The 24,439-nt window shown below is 50.3% G+C and carries 35 protein-coding genes; 21 read left to right on the top strand and 14 right to left on the bottom strand.

All coding sequences use genetic code 11. The annotated features are described in order from the left end of the window. Nucleotides 1–2 precede the first annotated feature (2 nt). The 9 genes from L2Y54_RS01710 to pip form a co-directional block, all read right to left on the bottom strand. Nucleotides 3–395, bottom strand: coding sequence for an RNA-binding S4 domain-containing protein (locus L2Y54_RS01710; protein WP_236499471.1), 393 nt, complete (start codon nt 393–395; stop codon nt 3–5). Beyond that, nucleotides 371–838 carry a YcgN family cysteine cluster protein gene (locus L2Y54_RS01715; RefSeq protein ID WP_236499472.1) on the bottom strand — a complete coding sequence of 156 codons (468 nt, stop codon included), beginning with the start codon at nt 836–838 and terminating at the stop codon, nt 371–373. The genes L2Y54_RS01710 and L2Y54_RS01715 overlap by 25 nt, the downstream gene beginning before the upstream one ends. Continuing rightward, entirely contained in the window at nt 828–1,490 is a 663-nt protein-coding gene (locus tag L2Y54_RS01720; protein ID WP_236499473.1) for a hypothetical protein, read from the bottom strand. Before L2Y54_RS01720 ends, L2Y54_RS01715 begins: the two co-directional genes overlap by 11 nt. Nucleotides 1,491–1,501: 11 nt before the next feature. Next, entirely contained in the window at nt 1,502–2,185 is a 684-nt protein-coding gene (locus L2Y54_RS01725) for an acyltransferase (RefSeq protein ID WP_236499474.1), read from the bottom strand. A 32-nt stretch (nt 2,186–2,217) separates the two neighbouring features. Further along, the gene (locus L2Y54_RS01730) at nt 2,218–3,399 is read right to left on the bottom strand and encodes an SDR family oxidoreductase (protein ID WP_236499475.1); all 1,182 of its coding nucleotides are present in this window, start codon (nt 3,397–3,399) and stop codon (nt 2,218–2,220) included. 35 nt (nt 3,400–3,434) lie between these two features. Further along, a complete protein-coding gene (locus L2Y54_RS01735) occupies nt 3,435–3,725 on the bottom strand; it encodes a phosphopantetheine-binding protein (RefSeq protein WP_202715695.1) in 291 nt (96 codons plus the stop codon). 6 nt (nt 3,726–3,731) lie between these two features. Next, on the bottom strand, nt 3,732–5,399 hold the full coding sequence (locus tag L2Y54_RS01740) for an HAD-IIIC family phosphatase (RefSeq protein WP_236499476.1): 1,668 nt from the start codon (nt 5,397–5,399) through the stop codon (nt 3,732–3,734). Between the two features lie 213 nt (nt 5,400–5,612). After that, a complete protein-coding gene (gene dtd, locus L2Y54_RS01745) occupies nt 5,613–6,050 on the bottom strand; it encodes a D-aminoacyl-tRNA deacylase (RefSeq protein WP_236499477.1) in 438 nt (145 codons plus the stop codon). Then, entirely contained in the window at nt 6,047–7,003 is a 957-nt protein-coding gene (gene pip / locus L2Y54_RS01750) for a prolyl aminopeptidase (protein ID WP_236499479.1), read from the bottom strand. Before pip ends, dtd begins: the two co-directional genes overlap by 4 nt. A 465-nt stretch (nt 7,004–7,468) precedes the next feature. Between pip and L2Y54_RS01755 the strand changes: the two genes are divergently transcribed. From L2Y54_RS01755 to L2Y54_RS01780, 6 genes are all read left to right on the top strand, one after another. Further along, entirely contained in the window at nt 7,469–8,035 is a 567-nt protein-coding gene (locus tag L2Y54_RS01755; protein WP_236499481.1) for a recombinase family protein, read from the top strand. A 737-nt stretch (nt 8,036–8,772) separates the two neighbouring features. Further along, entirely contained in the window at nt 8,773–8,991 is a 219-nt protein-coding gene (locus tag L2Y54_RS01760) for a hypothetical protein (RefSeq protein ID WP_236499483.1), read from the top strand. Beyond that, nucleotides 8,988–9,224: a hypothetical protein gene (locus tag L2Y54_RS01765; protein WP_236499485.1), complete on the top strand. Its 237-nt coding sequence runs from the start codon at nt 8,988–8,990 to the stop codon at nt 9,222–9,224. Before L2Y54_RS01760 ends, L2Y54_RS01765 begins: the two co-directional genes overlap by 4 nt. A gap of 117 nt (nt 9,225–9,341) precedes the next feature. Beyond that, nucleotides 9,342–9,560, top strand: coding sequence for a hypothetical protein (locus tag L2Y54_RS01770; RefSeq protein WP_236499486.1), 219 nt, complete (start codon nt 9,342–9,344; stop codon nt 9,558–9,560). A gap of 109 nt (nt 9,561–9,669) precedes the next feature. Then, complete coding sequence (locus L2Y54_RS01775) at nt 9,670–9,918, top strand: hypothetical protein (RefSeq protein WP_236499488.1); 249 nt, start codon at nt 9,670–9,672, stop codon at nt 9,916–9,918. Between the two features lie 171 nt (nt 9,919–10,089). Beyond that, entirely contained in the window at nt 10,090–10,269 is a 180-nt protein-coding gene (locus L2Y54_RS01780; protein ID WP_236499490.1) for a hypothetical protein, read from the top strand. Nucleotides 10,270–10,483: 214 nt separating this feature from the next. Here the strand turns inward: L2Y54_RS01780 and L2Y54_RS01785 are convergent, their stop codons facing one another. Continuing rightward, complete coding sequence (locus L2Y54_RS01785) at nt 10,484–10,813, bottom strand: Arc family DNA-binding protein (RefSeq protein ID WP_236499492.1); 330 nt, start codon at nt 10,811–10,813, stop codon at nt 10,484–10,486. Nucleotides 10,814–10,919: 106 nt separating this feature from the next. Here L2Y54_RS01785 and L2Y54_RS01790 point away from each other — a divergent pair, with 106 nt between their 5' ends. The 7 genes from L2Y54_RS01790 to L2Y54_RS01820 all read left to right on the top strand — a co-directional run bounded on the left by L2Y54_RS01790 (nt 10,920) and on the right by L2Y54_RS01820 (nt 12,774). Next, nucleotides 10,920–11,093, top strand: coding sequence for an Arc family DNA-binding protein (locus L2Y54_RS01790; protein ID WP_236499493.1), 174 nt, complete (start codon nt 10,920–10,922; stop codon nt 11,091–11,093). Continuing rightward, complete coding sequence (locus tag L2Y54_RS01795) at nt 11,090–11,257, top strand: helix-turn-helix transcriptional regulator (RefSeq protein WP_236499495.1); 168 nt, start codon at nt 11,090–11,092, stop codon at nt 11,255–11,257. The genes L2Y54_RS01790 and L2Y54_RS01795 overlap by 4 nt, the downstream gene beginning before the upstream one ends. Nucleotides 11,258–11,358: 101 nt before the next feature. After that, entirely contained in the window at nt 11,359–11,715 is a 357-nt protein-coding gene (locus L2Y54_RS01800; RefSeq protein ID WP_236499497.1) for a hypothetical protein, read from the top strand. Next, complete coding sequence (locus L2Y54_RS01805) at nt 11,712–11,939, top strand: hypothetical protein (RefSeq protein WP_236499499.1); 228 nt, start codon at nt 11,712–11,714, stop codon at nt 11,937–11,939. The genes L2Y54_RS01800 and L2Y54_RS01805 overlap by 4 nt, the downstream gene beginning before the upstream one ends. Continuing rightward, nucleotides 11,936–12,130, top strand: coding sequence for a hypothetical protein (locus tag L2Y54_RS01810; protein ID WP_236498116.1), 195 nt, complete (start codon nt 11,936–11,938; stop codon nt 12,128–12,130). Before L2Y54_RS01805 ends, L2Y54_RS01810 begins: the two co-directional genes overlap by 4 nt. Then, nucleotides 12,123–12,329: a hypothetical protein gene (locus L2Y54_RS01815; RefSeq protein ID WP_236499501.1), complete on the top strand. Its 207-nt coding sequence runs from the start codon at nt 12,123–12,125 to the stop codon at nt 12,327–12,329. Before L2Y54_RS01810 ends, L2Y54_RS01815 begins: the two co-directional genes overlap by 8 nt. A gap of 100 nt (nt 12,330–12,429) precedes the next feature. Continuing rightward, nucleotides 12,430–12,774, top strand: coding sequence for a hypothetical protein (locus tag L2Y54_RS01820; RefSeq protein WP_236498114.1), 345 nt, complete (start codon nt 12,430–12,432; stop codon nt 12,772–12,774). A gap of 377 nt (nt 12,775–13,151) precedes the next feature. Here the strand turns inward: L2Y54_RS01820 and tnpA are convergent, their stop codons facing one another. Next, nucleotides 13,152–13,583 carry an IS200/IS605 family transposase gene (tnpA, locus tag L2Y54_RS01825; protein ID WP_236501979.1) on the bottom strand — a complete coding sequence of 144 codons (432 nt, stop codon included), beginning with the start codon at nt 13,581–13,583 and terminating at the stop codon, nt 13,152–13,154. Nucleotides 13,584–13,658: 75 nt separating this feature from the next. On the opposite strand from tnpA, the gene L2Y54_RS01830 reads away from it, so the two are divergent. The 8 genes from L2Y54_RS01830 (at nt 13,659) to L2Y54_RS01865 (ending at nt 20,532) form a co-directional block, all read left to right on the top strand. Next, a complete protein-coding gene (locus tag L2Y54_RS01830) occupies nt 13,659–14,960 on the top strand; it encodes a hypothetical protein (RefSeq protein WP_236499503.1) in 1,302 nt (433 codons plus the stop codon). Nucleotides 14,961–15,286: 326 nt separating this feature from the next. After that, nucleotides 15,287–15,496, top strand: coding sequence for a helix-turn-helix transcriptional regulator (locus L2Y54_RS01835; protein ID WP_236499504.1), 210 nt, complete (start codon nt 15,287–15,289; stop codon nt 15,494–15,496). Continuing rightward, complete coding sequence (locus L2Y54_RS01840; RefSeq protein ID WP_236499506.1) at nt 15,493–16,203, top strand: primase-helicase zinc-binding domain-containing protein; 711 nt, start codon at nt 15,493–15,495, stop codon at nt 16,201–16,203. The genes L2Y54_RS01835 and L2Y54_RS01840 overlap by 4 nt, the downstream gene beginning before the upstream one ends. Beyond that, the gene (locus tag L2Y54_RS01845; protein ID WP_236499508.1) at nt 16,196–17,758 is read left to right on the top strand and encodes a DNA primase family protein; all 1,563 of its coding nucleotides are present in this window, start codon (nt 16,196–16,198) and stop codon (nt 17,756–17,758) included. The genes L2Y54_RS01840 and L2Y54_RS01845 overlap by 8 nt, the downstream gene beginning before the upstream one ends. Then, on the top strand, nt 17,755–18,228 hold the full coding sequence (locus L2Y54_RS01850; RefSeq protein WP_236499510.1) for a hypothetical protein: 474 nt from the start codon (nt 17,755–17,757) through the stop codon (nt 18,226–18,228). The genes L2Y54_RS01845 and L2Y54_RS01850 overlap by 4 nt, the downstream gene beginning before the upstream one ends. Beyond that, the gene (locus tag L2Y54_RS01855) at nt 18,225–18,413 is read left to right on the top strand and encodes an excisionase (protein WP_236499512.1); all 189 of its coding nucleotides are present in this window, start codon (nt 18,225–18,227) and stop codon (nt 18,411–18,413) included. The genes L2Y54_RS01850 and L2Y54_RS01855 overlap by 4 nt, the downstream gene beginning before the upstream one ends. Then, nucleotides 18,410–19,459, top strand: coding sequence for a tyrosine-type recombinase/integrase (locus L2Y54_RS01860; RefSeq protein ID WP_236499514.1), 1,050 nt, complete (start codon nt 18,410–18,412; stop codon nt 19,457–19,459). The genes L2Y54_RS01855 and L2Y54_RS01860 overlap by 4 nt, the downstream gene beginning before the upstream one ends. A gap of 131 nt (nt 19,460–19,590) precedes the next feature. Continuing rightward, nucleotides 19,591–20,532 (top strand): DUF808 domain-containing protein, encoded by a 942-nt coding sequence (locus L2Y54_RS01865; RefSeq protein ID WP_236499515.1) that lies wholly within the window; start codon nt 19,591–19,593, stop codon nt 20,530–20,532. Here the strand turns inward: L2Y54_RS01865 and L2Y54_RS01870 are convergent. Genes L2Y54_RS01870 through L2Y54_RS01880 form a run of 3 tightly spaced genes read right to left on the bottom strand, consistent with a single transcriptional unit; the run spans nt 20,525 to nt 24,417 of the window. Beyond that, entirely contained in the window at nt 20,525–22,534 is a 2,010-nt protein-coding gene (locus L2Y54_RS01870; protein WP_236499516.1) for a transglutaminase TgpA family protein, read from the bottom strand. The two genes, L2Y54_RS01865 and L2Y54_RS01870, sit on opposite strands and share 8 nt — an antisense overlap. Beyond that, entirely contained in the window at nt 22,527–23,489 is a 963-nt protein-coding gene (locus L2Y54_RS01875; protein ID WP_236499517.1) for a DUF58 domain-containing protein, read from the bottom strand. The genes L2Y54_RS01870 and L2Y54_RS01875 overlap by 8 nt, the downstream gene beginning before the upstream one ends. After that, the gene (locus L2Y54_RS01880; RefSeq protein ID WP_236499518.1) at nt 23,482–24,417 is read right to left on the bottom strand and encodes an AAA family ATPase; all 936 of its coding nucleotides are present in this window, start codon (nt 24,415–24,417) and stop codon (nt 23,482–23,484) included. The genes L2Y54_RS01875 and L2Y54_RS01880 overlap by 8 nt, the downstream gene beginning before the upstream one ends. Between the last annotated feature and the right edge of the window lie 22 nt (nt 24,418–24,439).

Genomic DNA, 24,439 nt, shown 5'->3' on the forward strand with positions numbered 1-24,439 from the left:
ACTTACCAGCTCTGCTTAAACTTGTCGATCAGCCGCCGCTCACGCTTATCCGGCTTATGCAACCTGACATTCACCCCGTGCAAGCGCCGCTCCTCGATCACCGCCTCACGCTCTTCACGGTGATGTTCCGACTCGGCATACAGCAAGCGGGCTTCACTAGCAGGGCGGCGCTGTTCGTTCAAGCCTTGCACCGTAATTGTCCAAGTCTCAAAGCCCTTTTTGATGCGCAACTTGTCGCCGATACGGACTTGCCGCGAGGGTTTAACGCGCTCCTCATTTACCTGCACATGCCCGCCATCAATGGCTTCCACTGCCAGCGGGCGAGTTTTGAAAAACCGCGCTGCCCACAACCATTTATCAATGCGTTGGCTTACATTTTCTTCTTCAGCGGCCATGTAACGACCCTATCCTCCCACTCTTCTTCCTTCACCTCAGCGGCATAGGTAAACCGCCCGATCACCGATTGTTTCATGCGGTGAATGCTTTGTTTATCGCCCGACACCAGATGATGCCATGACGGTAGATTCTTGCCCTCGTGCAACAAACGGTAGGCGCAACTCGGTGGCATCCAATACAGCTCATCCAGATTATCCGGGGTTAAATGCAAACATTCCGGCACCAGCGTTTCACGATTCGCATAATCTTTGCACTGGCAAGTTTTACCGTCCAACAAATCACACGCCACATCGGTGTAATACACCGTGCTGTCTTCCTCGTCTTCGAGCTTAATCAGGCAGCATTTGGCGCAATGGTCGCAAATGCTTTCCCATTCCGCCTCATTCATCTCGGCAAGGCTTTTTTGTTTCCACCAAGGCGGGGTGCGGGCCTCACTTGTCATTATGCGGTTTTGCCTCCAGCAATTCCTGCTTCATCGCGGCGTAATCTTGCTGACCAGTGTAATAAAGAATCTCTTTACCGTCAGTATTCATCAAAATCGCCAAGCCTTTGCTGGGGTAAAACCAATAGTCGATTCCCGCCTGCAACGAGGCAGCACGTTCCTCCGGCTCACCGAATCGCGCCACCACAATTTCAGGCTCGTAATTGATGACCGGCATGTAAATTAAACGCTGTACCCGCAAATCATTGGCAATTTTCACATCTGCTTCCGCCAAGGTGTGTTTCCACTGCCCACTCGCCATGCCTTCGCGCTTAGTAGTATTGGTTTGAAAACTGTCCAACTGCGCAGGCGTGGCTTGCAATTCGGCAATGATTTTGGCTTCAAACAAGCCTATCCGTTTCGTACCAAAATACGCTTCAAGCGTGCGTTTACCGCTTTCATGCGCAAATACCGCCATTTCAGGGAAGCTTTGCAAACGATTGATAACATCTTTCAGCGTGGCTTTACCAATGTCCAACTGGAACACCTGCGTATTGCCTTCGGCAGTGTTAGTCACTTGCCAAGGCAAATTATCGGGTTGTTGGGGAGGCGAGTCGCAGCCAGTCATACCAAGCGTCAGAGCAAGCAGGCTGGCAGCAAGAAGGTGTTTCATATCAAACATTTTCATGCTTGCTTATCAGCTTCAGCGACTGGAAACCGTTCTTTCACTTTACGAGCAGGATTCCCTGAAACAAAGCTATTGGCTTTGATTGGACTCATGACAATGGAATAAGGCGCAACAAAGCATTCGTCTTCGATAGTCACTGCGGGCAACACAACAGCACCCAAACCAATACCCACGTTATTACCGATCACGATCGGTGCGGATAACTGTGCCAATTCCCCACCCCAGCTATAACACACGCGCCGCTCTGGATTCGCCGAATCAGTAGGCAAATTGGTCAATGAATAAATTTTTGCACCAGAACCTGTACCGCAATCATTCCCAATCTGCACGCCGCCGTGCGCCTGAATCAAGGAGAACGGGGTAATATGCACATTATTACCCACGTGCAATTCACCAACTTCGTGTTGATAATTCGGATTCTCCAACACTTTCGCCCCTTGTTCTAAGGGCACTTTGCCCGCCATTAGGATGCAATAGCGGTCAATCCACACGTTATCCCCTAGGTGAATATCCCTAGCGCCCTGAATAATCACTCCCTCATCAATGACGAGGTTTTTTCCACAACTGCCAAAACGACGGCTGTAATACCAAGAACGTACTGTACGCCCAGCAGAACCACCCAATGGGCGAATCATGCTTCTCAGTAAATTATCAAAAAATAATGCGATCGACTTCAACATGAATAATCCTATTTCTAATAGCGATGGGGAAACTAGGACATTACTTGTCCGCCGTTCACGCGAATCGTTTCCCCAGTCAAATAATCGGACTGACGCGAGGCCAGAAAAGCCACGACACCCGCCACGTCATCGGGCTTGGCAATGCGCCGCAAGGGTACACGCGCTGCCGCCATTAAGCGGATACGTTCCGGCACTTCTGCTAACTGTGCGGTATCGGTCATACCGGGCGCAACCATATTTACTCGAATGCCTTTCGGGGACAGCTCAATCGCCAGCGCATGGCTAAAGCCATCCAACGCAGCCTTGGCAGTAATAAACGGCAACAAATTCCCCATCGGCGCTTCAATCAATTGCGCACTGATGTGGATAATTTTGCCGTAATTTGCCACTTCCATCTGTGGGGTAACATGACGCACCAAATGGAATGCACCTTGCAAGGCAGTCTGTAAGTGCGCCTCAAAATCCTTCCACTGCACATCTTCCCAGCGAATCGCTGCCATTGGTGCCGTGGTACAATTGACCAACACCGTAATATTACCCAAATGCCGCTGCACATAATGCGCCATATTGGCAACCGCAGCTTCATTACGAATATCCGCTGCCACCATTACCGCTTTTTGCCCCGCAGCTTCAACATCCCGCATGACGGATTCAGCATTCGCCACTTGGGTGAAATAGTGAACTGCCACATCAAAACCCGCAGCCGCAAGGTGACGGCATACCGCGCCACCAATGCCGCCCGAACCGCCAACCACCAATGCCACCGGACGTGGGGGTTCCGGCTCGATACTGGTATCGTCCTCAAACTCCACGACTTTGATTTTCGCCACACCTGTGGTGACTTTTTGACGGTGTTGATTGAAAATATCGGTTTGCAACTCAATGACTTGCATCCGATCAATCTTACGCAACACCTCTGCCCGCACCGTTAGGGTATCGCCCACCCTAACCGGCAACAGGAATTCCAGATTTTGAGCAAACCACAACGCGCCATCACCCGGCAAGCGCGTGCCGATAATGGTGGAGATAAACGATACACCCAACATGCCGTGAGCAACCGGCTTTTTAAAACTGGTGCGGGCAGCGTAAGTGGGGTCAACGTGCAAGCGATTATCGTCGCCGCTCAATTCCACAAAACGTTCCAGATCTTTATCTGTTACGACATGCTCCAGCTCGGCAACTTGCCCGACTAGAATTTCATCAAAACGCGCCATGCCCGCCCCTTCTATTGCTCAATGACTTCATGAGATTAATAATAGCTAAACAAACCATCATCAGCCGGTGCTGACGTTTCATTCTCACACTTATATAAAGTCAACGCCACAATATCAGCCGCCGTTTCCAACTGGGCAAACTCTTCTTCGGTATAGCGAATATTGAACTCTTCCTCCAACAGCAGCAGGATCTCCACCTGCTTGAGTGAATCCCAGTCCTTGCGACCGCTCATGCTTAACCATACGCCTTCATCAGCGGCAACCGGTTTACCCAAAATAGCGACCAGCGCCTGCTTCAGGGTATCCTTGATTTTTTGTGAATCCATGTCTTGTTATTCCTCAATTAATTGGACGCTTTGTACAGGCGTAAACTGTTCAAGGGTTTGTCTAGGGATGCCATTCAGCCCTTCTTGAACGGCATCAGGGGCTACTTGCAAATACCCTGCCAACCATGCCTGCGCGGGTTGGTTACGTGGGCCGTGTTGCACGCGGAAACACACTTGTTCACAGGTCTGAAACTGCGGCAAATGACGAATCGTCCACAACACAATGGTATCTTCCAATTGACGCCCCAAGGCGCGGCAACTGATGCACAGCTCCTCAATGATGAGTAAATCACCATGACGCTCAGCCACAATGACCGCAATGATACCACTATCTGATAAGCGGTCTTTCAATTGCACGCAAGCGACAGCAGAATTTTCACTGTTATAGCGCTCGGTCAACTCGGACAAACTAAACCGGCGCATCGCCAAGTTAAACTGGTTGGTTTTCTTACACAAATCAGCCAAACGTGACAAATGTTCTTGCGGCGATTGGTTGAACACCAGCGTCACCTGCAAATTGCGCAAATATTCCTCTGGATCAGTGACTTCCGTCAGCAACGCCTCACGCAAGGCATTGGCTTTCATATCCTGATTGCGCTTGACATCATCAGCGGTTACTTTCCAACGCCATAGCGCGGGGTAATACTCAAGCGCCCGACGGGTCAACTCAGCATTTTCATGTGCATGAATCGCGTGTACTTGGGGCAATTGGCTGGTCACATCGGCAAGTTCACCGATATTATCATCGACGAATAGCACCGCATCAGGGGAAATTCGCAATGCTTGTGCCACCCGTGCAATCGCACTGGCTTTACTCCCCCACGACACTTCGGTTGCCGCAAAATCATCCCATTTCAGCGGGAAATCGTCACGTTGTGCAAACAGGTCTTCCACATCCACCCGCTCATTGCGTGAGACGAGTGCGAGGAAAATACCTTTTTTCTGCAACGCTTTAACGGATTCTTGCAAGGCTTTGTGCTGCGGGGTTAATTCCACCCCTTGGATACCGTCTTCGCCCAAAATACCCTTGTGCAAGGTATTATCCAAATCCAATGCCAATGCTTTAATCGGTGGTGATAACGCCGCTGGCAACCAATGGCAAGCCAATTTACGTGCCAATAACGGCTGCGCGGCATTGCTAACGGGAGAACCAGTTGCCACGGCAATCCGCATATCCAGCAATTCCACCCCAGCTTCGGCGCACACGCTACCAATATCCGCAAAGTAAATATCCGGCAAAGTATCGACCAGCGCTTGCATCCTCTGGTATTGCTCCGCGTTTTGCAGCCAAGTCGCCACAATAATCGGCACGTTTGATGCTGCACGTAACACGCTTAAGCGCGTCAACAGCCATTCACTCCAAGCCGCAAAATCGGTATTCGCCAAATAACGGCTGCTGTCTAACCACAACAATTCCAGATCAGCGGCTTCGCGCCCCGCAAACATCAAGGAATCGTCATAATCACCGAAGTTAAACGCCACTTGCCAACGCCCAAACGCAAAATACGGTTGCGCCAAACTCACGATGGACTCCAAGGCATGGTTGCGCCAAACGTTTACGCTGACCGCACGATTTTGCGCATCCCCTAAACTCAGTTGCTGCAAAGACAAACGGGTAGGTCGCGCCGCAAACAACGTCGGCTGACTTTCCATCCGTTTGATAGTTAAAGACATTTCAGGAACCATTACATCCCGCTCCAGACAAATTTCATCAAGTATTGACACTTTTTAACATACACCCCGCTACCTTACCTGATTGTCAGGATGTAGCAACAGAATGACCCGATCAACTGTCATAAGGGGCTTTATGGACAAATGACGCTCGTTTATTATAAGTGGCGGTCAGCGCTTCAGCAACAAACTGCTTCTCTATATAGAAGCCCCCATTCAAACTTGCAACCAGAATGTCACCGGACCATCGTTTATCAAAGACACCTGCATATCCGCCGCAAACACCCCGGTTTGCACCGTCAACAACTGCTGCCGCGCCTGTGCCGTGAAATAGTTAAACAGTGCCGCACCTTGAGCAGGCGGGGCAGCAGGCGTAAAACTGGGGCGCATCCCCTTACGGGTATCAGCGGGCAAAGTAAATTGCGGCACGATCAGCAACCCACCGTTGATTTCACGTAACGAAAGATTCATTTTCCCTTGTGCATCGGGAAAAATGCGGTAGCCCAATACCCGTTCCAGTAAACGCCCTGCCTGTGCCTCGGTGTCCGCTTTTTCCACACCCAGCAATAACAGAATGCCGCGATCAATCTGACCAACGGTAACGCCATCAATCGCCACTTGCGCCTGAGATACGCGCTGTATCAAGCCAATCATGCCAAATAATCCACCAATGCATCGGTGGCTTGCACCAATGCTTGCTGAATCAACGCTTCACTCGCCGCATGACCGCTGTCAGGAATCACGTGAAAATCCGCATTAGGCCACGCCTGATGCAGCGCAAATGCCTGCTCCAATGGGCAAATCATATCGTAACGCCCGTGAATAATACTGCCCGGCAAATGCGCAATCCGATGCACATTTGCCAACAGTTGATTCGGCTCCAAGAAGCCCTTATTGATGAAATAATGTGCCTCAATTCGCGCCACACTCATCGCAGTATAAGGGTCGGTGAAATGGGACAACACACTCTCTTTCTGTTGCAAATTAGCGCAACGCGCCTCCCACGTTGACCAAGCTTTAGCCGCCTGCATTCGCGCAATTTCGTTTTCGCCCGTCAAACGCCGGTAATACGCCGCCACCATATCGCCGCGTTCCGCTTCGGGAATCGGCGCGAGATAATCGTGCCAATAATCGGGGTAAATACGCTCAATTCCCTGCCCCACTTGGTAAAACCAATCAATATCCCGTGGGCGACACAGAAAAATACCGCGCAAAATCATACCACTCACCCGCGCCGGGTGGGATTCCGCATACGCCAGCGCCAAGGTCGACCCCCACGAACCGCCAAACAATACCCACTGATCAATCCCCAAATGTTCACGGAGCAATTCCATATCCGCGACCAAATCCCACGTCGTATTGCGTTCCAAAGAAGCATGAGGCTTAGAACGCCCACAACCGCGCTGGTCAAACAAGATAATGCGGTACAAATTCGGGTCGAAAAATTGCCGATGCCAAGGCTCACAACCCGAACCGGGGCCACCGTGCAAGAACACCACTGGCAAACCGTCCGGCACGCCGCATTCTTCCACATAAAGTTCATGCACATCATCCACCTTCAGGTAAAAATGATGGTTATCACGGATCGGGGGGTAAAGCGCACTCACGCCATTCTTCTCCTTAGGTTTAAGCAATTGCTGACAGCATCGACCTAGTATAAAAGAAAATTCTCTGTCAGGTTTGTTGTATATCGGTGTAGCATACGCGCTTATCCCTATATTCCCCTTAAATATCAATAACTTATTATAAAAATACGCCTCAAAAAACACTGTAAAACTTACATTCACGCATTAACAAAAACAGACACTTGTGTGATTTTTTACAAATGGTTCTGCCCTGAATTCCAGCCAATCACCCTGTACTAAAACTTACAATATTTAGTACACATCAAGAAAGTTTGTATCAGTGCGTAGAATGCGGGTTCAAGCCGTGTCATGACTGTACTAAAAATTGTAACAAAATACAGTTAGACAACATCTAAGATATTTAGTACAATAGTTGCAAGTTAAGTTACAGTTTTTACACAACATGCTACGGCATGAACCAAACAAGGGGTTTTGAAGGCTATGTTTATGCGAATCGGATATGCAAGGGTTTCCAGCCTTTCACAAGATTATGAAAATCAGGTTGCACGGCTGAAAGAGTCAGGATGTGAGGAAATCTTTTCTGAGAAGCAAAGCGGCAAATCCGCAGACAATCGGGAGCAGCTTCAAGCAGCATTGAAGTGGTGCAGAAAGGGCGATACCCTGATTGTGGCGAAGCTTGACCGTTTAGCGCGTAACACTGAGGACTTGCTGAAAATCATTCGCCAGTTGCAAGAGAAAGGCGCTCACTTCGTTGCCTTGGATAACCCGACAATTGACACCACGTCGCCCCAAGGCGAATTCATGTTAACCATTCTTGCAGCGGTGGCTAAGTTTGAACGTTCGCTTATCAATTCTCGCTGTGACGAAGGACGCAAAGCGGCAAAGCTCAAAGGTGTGCAGTTTGGCAGAAAGGCGAAATTGACCGATGAACAGCTTGAAGCACTGAGGGAGGATGTTCGGGCTGGCAACATGAGTATGCAAGCCATTGCCGATAAGTACGGTGTAGCGCGTAACAGTGTTTACCGACTGGCAGGCAGCAAAGAAGCGGCATAGATCACGCACTATCGTCACGAATCAAGAGCCGCGCCTGATGCGGCTTTTTTGTGTCCGTCACATTCCCTGAATTCTGCACACGTTCAAAGTTCATCACAGTCATCACAGTCATCACACCCTTAATAAAATCAAGCACTTGAAAAAATGCCTTCATCACAAGTCCGTCACAAGTCCGTAACAAGCATCACAGCGAGGGGGAATAACGGCGCATTTCCTCAAAGCTCAATAACGAGAAGCAACCCAAATCCGCCAAAATGAGCGCATCAAACCACTTAATGAGGTGCGCAAGTGATCGAAGACCGACACGCGGAAAACGTGCTTAGACTTATCGAAAAATCAAAATCGAACTGGGGTGAACTGATGCGGGATATTCGCGCCAGATTCTGCGAATACATGAACCGAGGATTTTCACCCGCTGATAGTTGCATGTTAGGAATGGTTCATGGTGCGGGCGGTTTGCAGTTTTACGTACCAAAACCCGAAACAATGACACACCGTCCCACACTGATTGAATCCAGAACCCGACCGCAAATCACTGAGGCGGCATTGGCGGAACTGAGGAGCGACCTTGCGGAACTGGCAAAACGTCACGCTCACGGGCATATCCCATACGAGTGCTATGTCGACCTATCACATAAATATTCCACGCCAATCAACACCGTTCAGGGAGTTGCGCGTCAAGTGCGTTACGACTTGGGGATAAAGCCAACCAGACCCTCAAAGAAGGCAGCAAACCCATGAAACTAACCGACTTTGAAGAGCTTGAAACCGCTCTTTCCCCATTCGCAACACCACAAGGCACGACCACACTTGACCCGACCACGCGCCAGAATCTTGCGACTAAATACAAAATTGACCCGACCGAAGTTGACGGATTTGCCCGTGAGGTTGCGCAAATCAAAAAGCTCAGTTATTTGAGGCAGGCGGTTCGCAAACAACTGGGGTTAGTCAAATGATACACCCCAAAGTATTAGCGTCGGGTTTGCCGTTTGAGTTCTCAATTCCGTTACCCAGTGAAGAATGGCTTAACGAGACTGAGAGGTATGTCACGAATGAACTGGCAAGATTAGAGGGTGTTATTTGGGATAATCTCATACGTGAATACCATTCCCGCGAACTGGCAAAAATGACCGCACGTCGTTACGTGGGCAAGCTCACGGAAATGCTGGACGGTGAAGCCAATGGATAGCCTGATTTTTATCGCGTTAATCGTGGCGGCATCACAAGCCGATGTGCTGCTGTTGGTAATCCAGCATTACATCGGGCGATTGCTGGACGGTGGCAAGTGAATCCGGTGCTTTTGACCGTGGCAATCTCTGAGGCGGTTCAATCCCGTGGTTTCCTGCACTCGCTGTACTGGCATTTACACGCAACCCACGGGCAGAGCGCGGCTAATGATGCGATTCAGCACCTACTCACCCAGCACGGCGGCAAGCGTCTGGCAGTTCCAACCGTGGCGGAATTGGTGGAGCGCAACAAAAAGCGGATTGCCGACCATTGCCCCGCGTATGAGGATTTGATATGAACGACCTGAAAACAATTCTCGAATGGCTGGAAACTGCCAACACCAGAGAGTTAGCCGCGCTGCTGGTGCGTGTTGAACTGAAACTATTAATACCAAGGAACGATACGAAATGACCGACTTAAACCCGACAATCGAAGAACTTGTGGTGGTGTGTGAGCTACGGATGCAGCGCAACCTGCGCAAGGTAGGCAGCGTTTGCCACGAATGGGTATTCCCGTACTCTACCAAGTTCAACCGCACCGATACCGACCTAACAAAAACCATGCTGGCAGAGGCGCGTAATCAGCTTGACGAATTTGAAAGCCTGCTGGAAAGACTTGAGCAGCTAAACCAAGCGGTTTTGAAAGTGCGGGATTAATCCCAACCCCCAATGGGGATTGATTGATGAACGAGCCGCCCAGTGAGGTGGCTTTTTTGCATCCACTCAAACTGAGAGCTTCAACGTTTCCATCCTCAATCTGAGGGTGAACAAGTACACCACTACGAATTCATCGTACTTGTCGGATTGGCTGCATTTTTCGGACACCCAATGTCTACGGTGTCATTTTCGGGCATCGTGAACAAGTTCCCCAGTGGGGTACTTCAAACCACCAATGATGGGCGGGTATCGTTTCCGAAAACGCCACCACCAACAAATCCATTTTTGGATGGTCTTGATTGCAAAGACGTTTCCACCACTGGGGGAATCGTGGGCGAATCTTCGGGGTGATTGCCCGCGAAACTCTCAAAGAATCGCCTACGTTCGGCTTTTTTCCACCAAACCGGATAACAAACCGTACAACGTTATCCGGTAATTACGAAAAACAGCTTTAAAACCAGTGCTTTGCAGAGATTAATCTACTAATGGTGGATAATAATGATTGCTGTACGCCATTGGTTGCGGCTGTACGTGGCTGTATGGGAAACCGGATAAAATGGGGCGACTATTTGCGCTTATCTACTACTTGCTGCATTGAATCCCTTGCAACGCTCAATGCTTCATCCGGCGTTATGTCTTTGACCGGCTTAAGCCCTGCTTTGAGCAAATTTTCATACATCTTTCTGAACTCCTCTTCCATGAATGCCCTTGCATCCTGAACCGTCATGTATTCCTCGCTCACCGGTATTGCTTCAGGGTTTAGCTGCAAGAAATTATCAAGAATCAAGGCTATCTGGGCATTCAGCGACCTACCGTTAGCCTTGGCTATGGCTTCAAGTTTTGCGCGTGTTTCTGCCTCGATGCGCAAAGGGAAAGGCGGGTTTTGCTTGCTCATGCACTCATTCTCTTAAAAGAATCATTTCGATTCAATGAATCAATTAGACTCTAGTGATTCACGTCAACTATGATTCTTAGAATCAATATGATTCACAGGATTACTTATGAGCGAGAAGCAACAAATCAACCCATTCCCTGTACGCCTTGAACCCGAACTATCACAGTGGGTGAAAGCACGGGCGAAAGCTGGCGACAGGTCAATGAACGCGGAACTTAATAGATTGATTAAACAGGCAAGAGAAGCCGAACAGAAACAAACGGAGGTAACAAACCCATGATGACCATGCACCAGCTAATTGCAAAGCTGAGCGTATCGAAAACATCCATTTATGAGTGGATTAAAACAAGCGGTTTCCCCGCTCCCTACAAGTTCGGCAGTGCAAGCCGCTGGAAAGAATCGGAGGTGAACGACTGGATAGAAGCGCGGCGTAATGCTGCATAAACGAAAACGCCCTACCCGATAAAGGATAAGGCGCTCAAGGGCTGAATGAGACTACGACCTCTCAGACAGCCAAGTTACTGAACCTTGAAGAGATTAACAGCATGTTAAAGAATACCAAAATCACGCCTGCAAAGGCTATCGACGTTCGCGCAATTTCCAGCGCTGCACAAGCCGACATTGCAGCAATCAAGTGCATCATCGACCAATTCCTATCCCTGAATGAGCAACCGGAAACCGAAGCACTGCATGGTGCTATGAAGTTGCTTAGCATGTTGAGCCGCGACCTCGAACCGCTGTACGACGTTGAAACCCAAACAGACCCCGACCATTTCCCGAATTATTGCCGTGAAAGTCTGGCAGCGTTTGAGCTTGTGAGCAATTTACCCAAAAACGAAAGAAAACGCGCTGTAGCGGTGTTTCGTGGCGTTTTGGCAGGTATTGAGGGGGCGCAATCATGAGCGACCTGAAGCAAACCCTGCAAGACATCAACCGCGCAGCAAACAGCCTAGAGATTTACTCATATTCTGCCCTTTCGGCAATGAACGGCACGCTTTTGGGCGCGTATGGCACTGAGAACGCTACCGCCTACACCCAACGTCGCCTTGATGACGTGCTGATGATGTTGCGCGAACTGGAACAACTCCATGCCAACCTGAAGCAGGCAATGGAGGTGCAACCATGAAATTCTATATCAAAGTTGAGCTTATCAACGGCTTGCGTCTAATCACAGGATGCACCACAGACCGCGAATATGCCGCTACTCATTGGGGATTAGGCGCATACAGCGCGGTCTACGCTGACAACGCGCATGAAGTCAAAGCGGAAAGTATCCGTGCTGGCTTGACTGATGCAGCGGGGGTGAATCATGGCTAAGCCACTCAATCAACTAGACCTGTTTGCACTGTCAACAGTCGCACCAGTAACGCCAGAGCCAACCATCAGCGGTTTGCACTGGTACAAACCCGACGGTTCACCGCTAACCATGCGCAGCATTCACACGGGCAAGCTCTACCCGCACGATACGAATATCAGGGCGTGGTGTGGTCAGGTCGCGGGCGTATGCCGTGGGTAATCGACTGCTATCAGCACGATCAACACAAGCGCAACCGTGAAGCGGCGTTTGCTGCTATTGAGGCGGATATGTTGAAACGTGGTTATCGGAGGGCTTCATTATGAACCAACCCAACCACCTAACCGTATCCCCTTCCAAGATCGAAAAAACCCACGGGCATGTAGGCACGGCTGGCAATCTATTCCGTCACGTCGCTGATTTTGCGGCACGTGCGGAACTGTTTAAGCACGTTACCAATGGAATCGGCTCACTGGCGGTTCTTTTCTATGCCGTGAACTTCTCAGACGTGGTGGCAGGCGATAACTACATTTACGCGGTTTATCAACTGTTCCCAGTATTCGCAGCACTGGCAATTGTGACAACGTTATGGACAACACCGGCAAATAGCCTGCTACGTGTTTTATACATCGTCGGTCTTTACACAATTTCATGGATGGGGGTTTAATCATGAATCTGAATAACGCTTACCCTCTTTTCCAAGAGATCACCAGTTCAACCGCGCAATTGGAACAGCACAAAGCTGATTTGCACGGCATTAAAACTTCTCAGTCAATATGGAGTATTGCGACGTTTTTCATATACCTATCGTTTACCAGCGTATTATTTGCTGGCGTGTCGGTATTCGCCCTGCAAGATTACCTATTTGCTAATAAGACCAATGTTGTGGGGATGCTATGGGTGATTATCGTCACTCTAAGCGTACCAGCGGCGTTAAGTCTGGCGAAGCACTTCACTAAACAACCACCAGCTAAAGCTGGTGGGTTTTTTTGCTACGGACTGAAAGTCCCGGATACACGTCGGCTAAACGACGTGTCGGTACGCTTACTCCGGTTCCATCTTGAAATGGTCGTTTGGATTTGGCTCAAAGTGATGCTCCAAATACTGTTTGATCATCTCTTCCGTCATTTGACCCACGGTGGCGCAGAAATACCCGCGTGCCCAAAAATGCCTTCCCCAGTAACGTTTCTTCACATGGGGGAACTCCTCAAACAGCCGACTGGATGTCCTTCCCTTGATCCGACGCATGATTTCACTCGGTGCTAGTTCCGGCGGGCAACTCACCAAGATATGCACATGGTCTTTGCTCACCACGCCTTTGACTATCCTGATCTCAAATGCCTCGCAAGTCTGCCGAACAAGCTCACGCACACGCTGCGCTACTTCTCCCGTCAACACCTTGTAACGGTATTTCGTCACCCAAACAAAGTGATACTCAATCTGATAGACCGTGTGACTGCCATAGCGGTAATCCATGCTGCACCTCGCTTCGTTCATACAGCGCATTATCGCAGCTAAAGCTGACCGGCTAAAGCCGGTGGTTTAAACCTTGTGATTGAAAATTACAAGGCGATAGCGAAAGATGGCTTTAATGACCGCCGGAAGATTCAAACCATTATCTATTTCATTATTGCACTAGCGATTATTAGCGGCATTTACTACGAAAGCATTTCTGCAAGTACCAATTTGCAGGTAAAGAGTTTTCATGCAGCGGATAATAGCGCAATGGGTAAATCACTCACCAATGCAACCATTGTTAATAGTGGCGCGTCTGGAATGGCTGAATCTATTGCTAAGGCTCAAAAGTCTTATAACGCTTGTTTGGTTAAACTCGAACAAGCTAAAAAGACCAATCCTGAAACAAGGTTTCATTGCAATGGCGATAAAGGCATGGTTGATTCTTTAAAGGAGCAGGCTAATGCTGAACGTGCAAGCAATGCTGAAGCAACCTCTAAGGCGCAAGCGGTTAACCATGAATTGATGAAAGCTGAACGTACAGAACAAGCTATCCCTCCTGCTAAATTCGCTAGTCAGATTTTCAATACGTCTATTGATGGTGGCGTGATGATTATTACCCTAATAGCGGCATTGCTACTGGAATTGATACACGTCACGACAATTTTCAATGAATCCAGAACATTGAAAAACATTCGCCATTACACCGATATACTGAAGGATTTGAACGGTTCATATTTCAAAATGACGGGCAAAACATTTTCACCAGATGATTTTACAGATGACCGTGTTATTGATTTATCGAAGGATGAATTAAAGCAACAAGCACCTGAACCGGCTTTTAAAGATGAATCTTTTGAAATCAGAACTAAGGGTGTCCCCTACTCTGACAACAAAACCGGATTCGGCTTTGTCCCCCAAACGGCGAAACTGTTCAAATGGCAGGACGAACCCAGCCTACCCGCCAAACCGGAAAAGCAAGGATTCGGATTCATCCCTACCCGCTCACCTGAGCGCTTGGATGCAGAGAACCGGCGCAAGTACCCGCAAGAAATCGTTATGCCAATGACCGACCGCCCTACCCCAAGCGACTATGGTGCAGTACCGCGTAAGGAGAGCGTACACGCATCAACAGAGAAGCCCTTACACGAACGTGTAGGCGATTCTAAGCCCTTACACGAACGTGTAGATACACGCATCAACGAAGCGGCGTACACGCAAGCTGCTGAGGCGAAAGCAGGGACTTATGTTGACTGCCCACAATGCGGCGCAAACTTCCGCAAGGCGAACAAATGGCACACGTTCTGCAAATCCACTTGTAAGGATGATTGGCACAATACGAAAGACCCGACGCGATTGGAGGCATTAAAAGCGAAGTCTAGGAGGCGTAAGGCTTAATGAAATCGGCAGGGCAGGGCTTAACCGCCTTGTTCTGCCCACTTAAAAAAACCTCATTAATTCCCTGATGAATTAGCATGAACATACCTGTTACAATGATTAAACCTTATCGGCGGGACGACTTAAATCATAGTCGAGCAAGGCTTCCAATAGATTGGATACCAGTCGATAAAAACCCTCTGTATTTTGCGCTAATGGCGCAAGCAATCAACCTGACCAGATTAGTAGGCGGTAGATGCAAAACAAGGATAACTCTGTACCAGCTACAGGCTCTTTTTTTGTTTTTTGCCGCGCTCAATTACCCAAATATCAGGATGCGCGGCTTAATGGAGTACACCATTATGACCGACCAAAACCAAAATAATCGAATTATCCGCGTACCGGAAATGGTTAAGCGTAGCGGCGTATCGCGCCTAACACTCGACCGCTGGGAGAAAGTTGGCAAATTCCCAAAACGTCGCAAGCTGGGAAGCTGGCTTGTGGGCTGGCTGGAATCCGATTTTCTGGAATGGCTGAATGACGGAGGCTCAAAATGATGACCGCTCAACATTTAACGCCCCCAAAACGAATAAACCCCACCAGCTGGCAAACTGGCAGGGCGGAAAGTCAAAAACATTACACGGCGAATTATAGCAAACCTGATGCAGATAATCAGTACCTTAGCTTCTCTATTTGCCGTCAAGCCGCTCACGGCAAATGGGAGAGCATTCACCGCGCATTAGGTATCCAGCTTAAAACCACGTCTCACGCAAAGCATACAGCCTGCCAAGGTTGCGGCGGAAAAGACCGTTTTCGGGTAATGGCTGATTATGGCAATACTGGCAAGTGGTTCTGCGGCGGCGGTGGCGACCAACAGTCGGGCGATGGATTCAGCCTATTAGGGCATGTTTTCGGCTGGACTCCACAAGAGCAACTAAAAGCCGTTGCTGATTATCTCGGTTTGTCCACGCTGGACAACAAAGAGCGCGATAAAATCAGGGCGATTGCCGAAAAGCAGGCAAAAAACTTGCTAGCCGCTATTGCCAAAAAAGACGAACAGGCAAGACGTGACAGCAATGTATTAACCATGCTCGAAAATCTGATTGATGAAATCCGCCATCGTCAATACCTACAGCGCCAAGCGGTGCGCTTTAACGGCGGTTATATTGCAGAGCCTACCATTGACGAAGTAAACACGGCGCAAGAGCTTAACGCGGCAATACTCGAAGCCTACGCACATAAAAGCGGGGTGGATTATGTTTAAGTCATTCGCAGACCACGAAGCCGAAACAATCCCGAACACCGATATTGACGGCGAACTTCCACAAAATAAACTTGCCAGTGCTATTGCTGAAAAGCTGCTTAAACGTATCCGTTGGGATGACAGCACACAGCAATGGTTCAGCAAATCAGGCAATATCTGGAAACCATCCCGCGAAATTGCCACACAGAAACTTATTAAACGCGAATTGGATAAAGCAAAATCTGAAACTGGATATGCCTTTAATCTGGTATCAAGCATTGAAAAGTTTATGCGCATTGATTTGCAGGTTGAGCAATGGGAAACAAGCCGTCATCTGTTGCCAATGGCTAACGGTGTGCTGAATCTACGCACCAAGGCGCTAGAGCAATATGGTGAACGGCTTTTTGATTGGCAGCTACCATATAGTTTTGACCCGCTGGCAACTTGCCCAACAGTCAAACGCTACCTTGTGACCGCAACAGGCGGCGATAGGTCGGTTATTCGCTTTTTGCTGGCGTGGATGTATGCCGTTCTCACTGGCAGAAGTGACCTGCAAAAATACCTTGAACTCACTGGTTCAGGCGGTACGGGTAAAAGCACCTTCTTAGACCTTTGCTCTATGCTTGTGGGCGATGAAAACCGCGTGATTACCGACTTGAAGCAACTGGAAAAAAGCCAGTTTGAAACCGCGAACCTGAAAGGCAAGCGTCTTGCACAGATCACAGATTCAGGCAGGCACGGCGGCGAAGTTGCTGTACTAAAAGCCATTACAGGCGGCGACCCTTTGCGATATGAAAAAAAGGGCATTCAAGCGGCTGAACCATTCGTATTTAGCGGTCTTGTCATGATTGCCTCTAATGAATCAATCCAGTCTAGCGACTACACAAGCGGAATCGCACGTAGAAAAGTCCCTGTCCAGTTTGAACACCGCGCAACTGAAAAGCAAAAGCGTCGTTACCGCAAGCAAGGCGGAATTATCAAGGTGATGCAAGGGCAAATGTCAGGGCTGGTGAATTGGCTTCTCTCGCTGGATGAATCCGAAGTGGTAGAGCTTATTAACAATCCAGACGGTGAAATGATGCGCCAGAAGATCGAGGCGGAACTGAAAGTTAATCCCTTGCTCGCGTGGCTGAATCAGAACGTCGTGAAATGCACAGCAGGGCAGGAGGAAGATTACATCGGCGACAAAAAAGCACGCCCAACGGAATGCCTTTATCCGAATTATGTTGACTGGTGCGAACGGCAAGGCAGAGAGCCGCTATCTACTACCAGATTCGGCGGTTTGGTTATCGACAACTGCAAAACATACGGTATTGATGCCGCCCACAAAAGCGGCGCACGGCTGAAAACAAAAGCTCACATTCAGGCACAAGGCGCGATCTTCAAGAATTTGCGCTTACGTCTCCCAGAATTTGACATTAACAAACCACCATTAATTTTAAGTAGCTGTGATGACTTAGAGGTAGTTTGTGATGACTATGTGATGACTACACCCCGCAGTAGTGATGGATGTGATGACTGTGATGAACTTAAAACGTCTACAGTATTCGGGCATAAAAAGGCGGTGAATTTATGAGTAATCCGGTGCAGCGTTTTATCAATGACATCACCGCTACTGGTGCGCGTTTCGTGGTGGATGCTGGCGATGTGTGGCTTGATCGTCCCATACCGGACGATTTGCTAGAGATTGCACGGCAACAAAAAGAGCCGATAAGGCAAGAGCTTGAAGCACAAATAGCCGCAATCAGGCTAAACGGCGTTGAACCGCTATCAATGGCGGCGCAAGGCTTGCCCCTAGACTTTGCCGAACTATTAGCATTCTTTGATGGCGATTTGCTGGACTTTGGGGGCGGCGGTGTTTCGCCTGCTGGTATCCGCAAGGCTTGCGAGTGGTTTGCGCGGAACAAGGTCGCTCTACCCCAAGAGCCTGATACCCGCGTCACCTGCACCACATGCAGGCAAACAGGTTGCCCGTATCCTCTGACCTATGGTCGGCACAACTCACCACAACCACGCAATTGCAATGCATGGAGTGCTGCACAATGAAAAAATTATTGACCTTGGAAGCATGGGCAGCATTGCGCTACTCAGAACAAGTGCCAAGCATTAACACCTTGCGTCTGTGGGCAAGGGAAGGACGCATTCAGCCGCAACCTGTAAAGCATGGTCGGACGTATCGTGTTCTCGAAAATGCAAAATACTATTGCCCGTTCACAGGTGAGAGTGCATGAAGCGGAAACCAGCGGGATTACACCATGCAAAAGGCGCGAATGGTAAAATTTACTATTCGTGCATCCATCCGATCACTGGGAAGCGTCATGGCTTAGGGAGCGACTTTGTAACCGCTTGCAAGGTGTTGCACCGTCTGCAAGCTGCACACCCGAAAGACCGTGAGACCGCGCTATTTGAGCGCATAGAGGGCAGAGGCAAGACCTTTGGTGCTTTCACGGAAAAGTTCAAAGAAGCGCTACAGGAGCGAAATCTAAAGCCTAACACGCTAAAAATGCGCTATCACATTCTCGACAAGGTGCTAATGCCGCGCTTTGGTAGCTGGCAATTGAAAGACGTGGATACTGAGGCGGTTAGCAACTTGCTCGATGAATTCAAAAATCAGGGCAAGAACCGCATGGCGCAAGCTGTACGCTCAGTGCTGGTTGATTTTTTCATGGAAGCCGTTTCTACGGGGTGGCTGAAGGCTAACCATAATCCGGCAAGCTTGACCCGTAACCCGACTGCTACCGCAAAACGCTCTAGGTTATCGCTGGAACAGTTCAATGTGATTTATTCACTCGCTGATGACTGGATGCAGCGGGCGCTAGAACTGGCGATTCTGACAAGTCATGCAGGTGCAACGGAATTAACCGCCATGCAAAAGCCTGTAGATGGATATTTGCAGGTTCAGCGCACCAAGACCGATGTTCGTATCAAAATCCCCGTGACGCTGAAATTAGACGCTCTAGGCTGGACATTGGAAGACACTATTGGCAAGTGCTTCACCAGCGGCATTGAATCGCTGTATCTGCTGCATATCGGCAACGGGGATAAGATGCTACATTACCGTGTCACACGCGCATTCACTGAGATTGTGAGACGTTCGGGTATTGTCTGGGAAGAAGGCAAGCAACCGGCGACACTTTACGAAGTGCGGTCATTATCCCAACGGCTGTATAGAAAGCAGGGTGTTGACGTTAAGACGCTGCTAGGTCACAAGGACTCCCGTTCGACTGAGAGATATGACGATGTGCGGGGTGATGATTGGCTTATCTTGGAAGTTTGACGTAACAAGGTAGCTACAAATAGCTTACTAATAGTTGGTAAGCTATTGATTAATAAACACTAAATACAATTATTGTTTGCCGGTGTAGCATACGCCGCCATACATAAATCAATACTAATCAGGAGTTTTGCATGGCAGGTGGAAGCCTTTTAGCCTTACTCGATGACATCACCACCGTTTTAGATGATGTTTCCCTCATGACCAAAGTCGCTGCGAAAAAAACCGCTGGCGTATTGGGCGACGACCTCGCATTAAATGCGCAACAAGTAGCCGGTGTCCAAGCTGAGCGCGAATTACCCGTGGTGTGGGCGGTTGCCAAAGGCTCATTCCTCAACAAACTGATCCTCGTGCCTGCGGCACTGCTAATCAGTGCGGTTGCGCCTTGGCTGATTACCCCCTTGCTGATGATCGGTGGCGCATTCTTGTGCTACGAAGGCTTTGAAAAAATTGCCCACAAACTGTCGCACCACCACGAGAAAGATCAAGCCGAACTGCTCGAAGTCGTGCGTAACCCCGCTGTCGACATGGTGGCGTTTGAAAAAGACAAAATCAAAGGCGCAATCCGCACCGACTTTATCCTCTCCGCTGAAATCATTGTGATTGCGCTCGGCACGGCACAAGGCGCGTCGTTTGCCATGCAAGCGGCGGTGGTGTCTGGCATCGCGATTATTATGACCATCGGCGTATACGGCTTGGTCGCAGGTATCGTCAAACTCGACGACCTCGGTTTTCACCTCATCAAAGACAACGCCACCGGTTTCCGCCGCGCATTGGGGAATGGCATTTTGTGGTTCGCGCCTTGGCTGATGAAAACCTTATCGGTGGTGGGCACTGCCGCGATGTTCCTTGTCGGTGGCAGTATTTTGCTGCATGGCATCCCGCATTCGCACGATTTCCTGCACGGCGCAGAACTGTTTGTGCAACAAGTCGGCGGTATAGGCAGCGCACTCAAAGCCATTGCGCCCACATTGCTAAGCGGGGTATTTGGCGTATTGGCGGGTGCGGTAGTGCTGGCAGTGGTTGCGCCCACGACTGCCTTGATCAGCAAGTTTAAACCCGCCAAGGCTACTTAAGCTGCCCCAGCAATGCTTTCAGCCGCCGGGTCGCCTGTTGCCCGTCGGCTGACGGCGCATAACAAATCCCTTCATACACCTGCGTAAACTCGCGGATTACCCCTGCCACCGCAGGCAAAGCTTCAGCCGCTTGTGCCGCAAACACTCCCGGTGCATCCCCCGGTTCACGCAACACCCCACGTTTTGCCAATGCCGCACAGAAACGCCGGTACAATTGGTGTTCCAACGCCTCACGCTCCCGCCGTGGCGTCATCCCCAACAGCACCAGCCACAGCAAACCAATTGCCGCCAGTAAACCGCCCATCAGCAACGCCACCCCTTGCACCGAAAACGTTCCCAGCAACGACTTTAACAGCGCTGCCTGTTCCGCCCCGTCATACCCCAACACCCAACGCCGCCAGCCGTATTGCACGGTATCAAGTTGCTGCCGGATGCCGTTCAACCAGGCAATCTTACGCACCGAAAACATCGAATCTGCCAGAAAACTGCCTTCTGCTTGCATTGCGGCTTCCAAGCCTTGCTCGGTACGGCTCGGTGCAACCACCGTGGTCGGGTCAACCCGCACCCAGCCTTGCCCCGTCAACCACACTTCCGCCCACGCATGAGCGTCGTATTGGTGAATCGCCAGATACTCACCCGCCGCATTCCATTCGCCGCCCTGATAGCCCACCACGACCCGTGCCGGAATGCCTGCCGCCCGCATCAGAAACACGAAGCTGCCCGCGTAATGCGAACAAAAACCGCGCTGCGACTCAAACAAAAACGCATCAATCGTATCGCTTGCGCCTAAGGTTGGCGGTTTCAGGGTGTATTCAAAGCGCTGATCCCGAAACCGCGCCAACACCCTATCCAAATACGCCTGTTCCGTGCCGGTTTCGCGCCATAACTGTTGTGCTAAGGCACGAGTCCGCGCATCGCCCGTTTCCGGCAACTCCAACGCCAACTGCCGCAATTCCGGGGCAAGCTCAAGATCACGCTGCGAATCGGGGTAACTCACCGCCTTCAATAAAAACGGCGCTTGCAACGCTTGCCGCGCCATCACCCGATAATCGGCACCGCGTAATACCTCACCGTCGACTTCCATTGCTGGGGTCAGGGTAAATAACCAAGGCTGCCCGGTTTTTTCATACACAACCTCATAAGCAATCGGTTCGCCCTGCACCTTTATCGCATCCGCTTGCCAACGGTAGTTCGTCAGCAACGCACTTTGCACTTGCTGGGAATCAATATCCTGTTCAAACTGCCGCCATTCGCGCCCGTCAAAATGGTTGAACACCAAGCCACGCCAATACAATTCATGCTGAGCCGGTTTTCTGCCCTTAAACGTTACCCGAAACGCCAGCGCATCCGACTGGCTAAGCTTCTCAATATCGCCGGGAGCCATCCGATCCGCCACGCCCGTTTTCACCTGTTGGGTGGTCATGGGCAACGACCACAATGGTGCTAAACGCGGGGCAAATACAAAAATAACAACCATCAACGGCAAACATTGCAGCAACATAAACACTGACAAACGCAAATTGAAGCGCACCTGTTGCGCCGCCGAAAACTCAGCCACCGACTGTTGCACCCCAACCAGCGCCCCCGTCAGCACGATCATCGACACCATGCCATACAGCGCCGCCGTGATGGATTGCGCATACAGGAAATGCAGCGCCACCAAAAAATACCCGATGAAAATCACCACAATCGCATCACGCCGCTGCGCCACTTCTAACGATTTGAACGCAAACCCCAGCAGCAACAAGGTCGCCATCGCATCCAATGACGGAAATTTCAAACCGCTTAATACCAAACCGCCAATGCCCAACCCGATCAGCAATGCTTTGGTCACATTTCCCGGTTGCAACGCTGCGCCCGATAACACCCGCAAACGCCAACCTGCCGCAAACAACAACACCGGAATCAACCACAATGGCAAATCAAACACAAACGGCAACATCACCACCAATTGCGCCGCCAGCAACCAAATCATGCCGGTGTAGGTAATCTGCTTATGCATCCTGCACCCCAAACAGCGCCAACGCCTGCAAGCAGCGGGCTTTGTGCGCCTCGCCTTTGCCCGGTTCAATCAGCGTGCCGGGAATCCGCAAGCCGTATTCGCGCTGTTCCTGATGAAATTCCAGTACCTTACGGCACAAATGCGATAACCGCACCTCGATACCGGGCATCGGCAGTTCATCCCATTCCAACCACAGCGCATGACTGGCGTAATCGACGAAAGTTTTGGTATAGAGCTTGCCAGTTTGCGCATATTTAGCCCAATGAATGCGTTTCGAGCCATCACCCTGCTGGTAATCGCGAATACCGCCGAAATCATTGCTGCCACCGGCAATTTCACGCCCATCTTCAACATTTTCACGCTGGGCATTGCCACTGGGCTGAAAGGCTTTTTCAATCGGCGCGGGGTAGACCACACCGCGCACATCAACAGTCACATACGACCACGCCACCGCTAATCCGGTGGGAAAATGGGTCGCAACCCGCAGCCGAGGTGGTTTGAAATAGCCACGCCCTGTGGTGCTGTGTGACAGTTTTACTCGCAAAGTTTGTGCCGTCACCAAATCCACTTGCACCTGATCTTCGCCTTCCCACGCCAATTCCAGTGCGTATTTGGGCTGATGGGCGGGGCGTGTCAGCTCCATTTCCAATACCACTTTTTCGCCCGCAAAACACGGTTCCACGCCGAGCGCAGTGATCGTTAGCCCTGCGAGATTGCGCCATGTGTAAAAAATGGTGAGTAGCAGCAATGACAGCAACCAGAAACAAATAATGTACACCAGCGAATTCTGGAAATTAATCCCCAACAAAAACAGCAGCGCGATCAGCACCAATAGCCCCACGGCAGTTTTGCTGGGTACAATAAAAATCTTGCGCTGAGTCAGTGTGGTGACACGGGATGCGGGCAAACGTTGCTGGACCCAGCTTTCCCAGTGTCCGCGCAGTGCCTCAACCATGTTTGCCGCCGACCACATCGACCTTGCTGAGAATTTGGCGGGCTAGTTGTTCGCCTTGCGCTTCTTGCCGCCCGACGAGGCGATGCCCTGCGACTGCCACGAATACCGCTTGCACATCTTCTGGCAATACATGCCCGCGTGCTTGCAGCAATGCCCACGCTTGCGCACTTTTCACCAGTGCCAATGCGCCACGCGGGGATAGCCCTAACTGGCAGATGTCCGGCTGGCGGGTGCAGGCGATTAAGCGTTGCACATAATCCAGCAGGGTATCGGTCATTTTCACCTGTGGCACGAGCGTTTGCAGCGCTTTGAGGCGGGATTCATTCAACACTTGCTGCATACTCGCGAGCAAGACGCGCCCATTACGCCCTTTCAGCAATTCACGTTCCGCCGCTGCTTCGGGGTAGCCCAATGACAGACGCATCAGGAAACGGTCCAGTTGCGATTCGGGCAGCGGAAAGGTTCCCGACTGGCTTTGCGGGTTTTGGGTGGCGATCACGAAAAACGGGGCGGGCAAAATATGCGTCGTGCCATCGACACTCACTTGGCGTTCTTCCATCGCTTCCAGCAAAGCGCTTTGGGCTTTGGGGGTGGCACGGTTCAACTCATCCGCAAGGAAGACTTGGCTGAAGACAGGTCCTGGGTGAAAGCGGAATTTACCCGCTTGCGTCTCGAAAATTGCCGCTCCAATCAAATCGGCAGGTAGCAAATCACTGGTGAATTGCACACGCTTGTATTCCAAACCGCACACCTGCGCCAGTGCGTGCGCGAGCGTGGTTTTACCCATACCGGGCAAGTCTTCCAACAGCAAATGACCGTTTGCCAACAAACAGGTGAGCGCGAGTTGTATCTGCTGCGGTTTGCCGTGAATGACCTTGTTCAATTGCGCAAGCGTAGCCTGAATCAATTGCGGGGCTGCGGTTGTCATGGTGTGTCCGTTATTGTTATTG

It is taken from the genome of Thiothrix winogradskyi (genome assembly GCF_021650935.1).
In the GTDB taxonomy this organism is placed as follows: Bacteria; Pseudomonadota; Gammaproteobacteria; order Thiotrichales; family Thiotrichaceae; genus Thiothrix; species Thiothrix winogradskyi.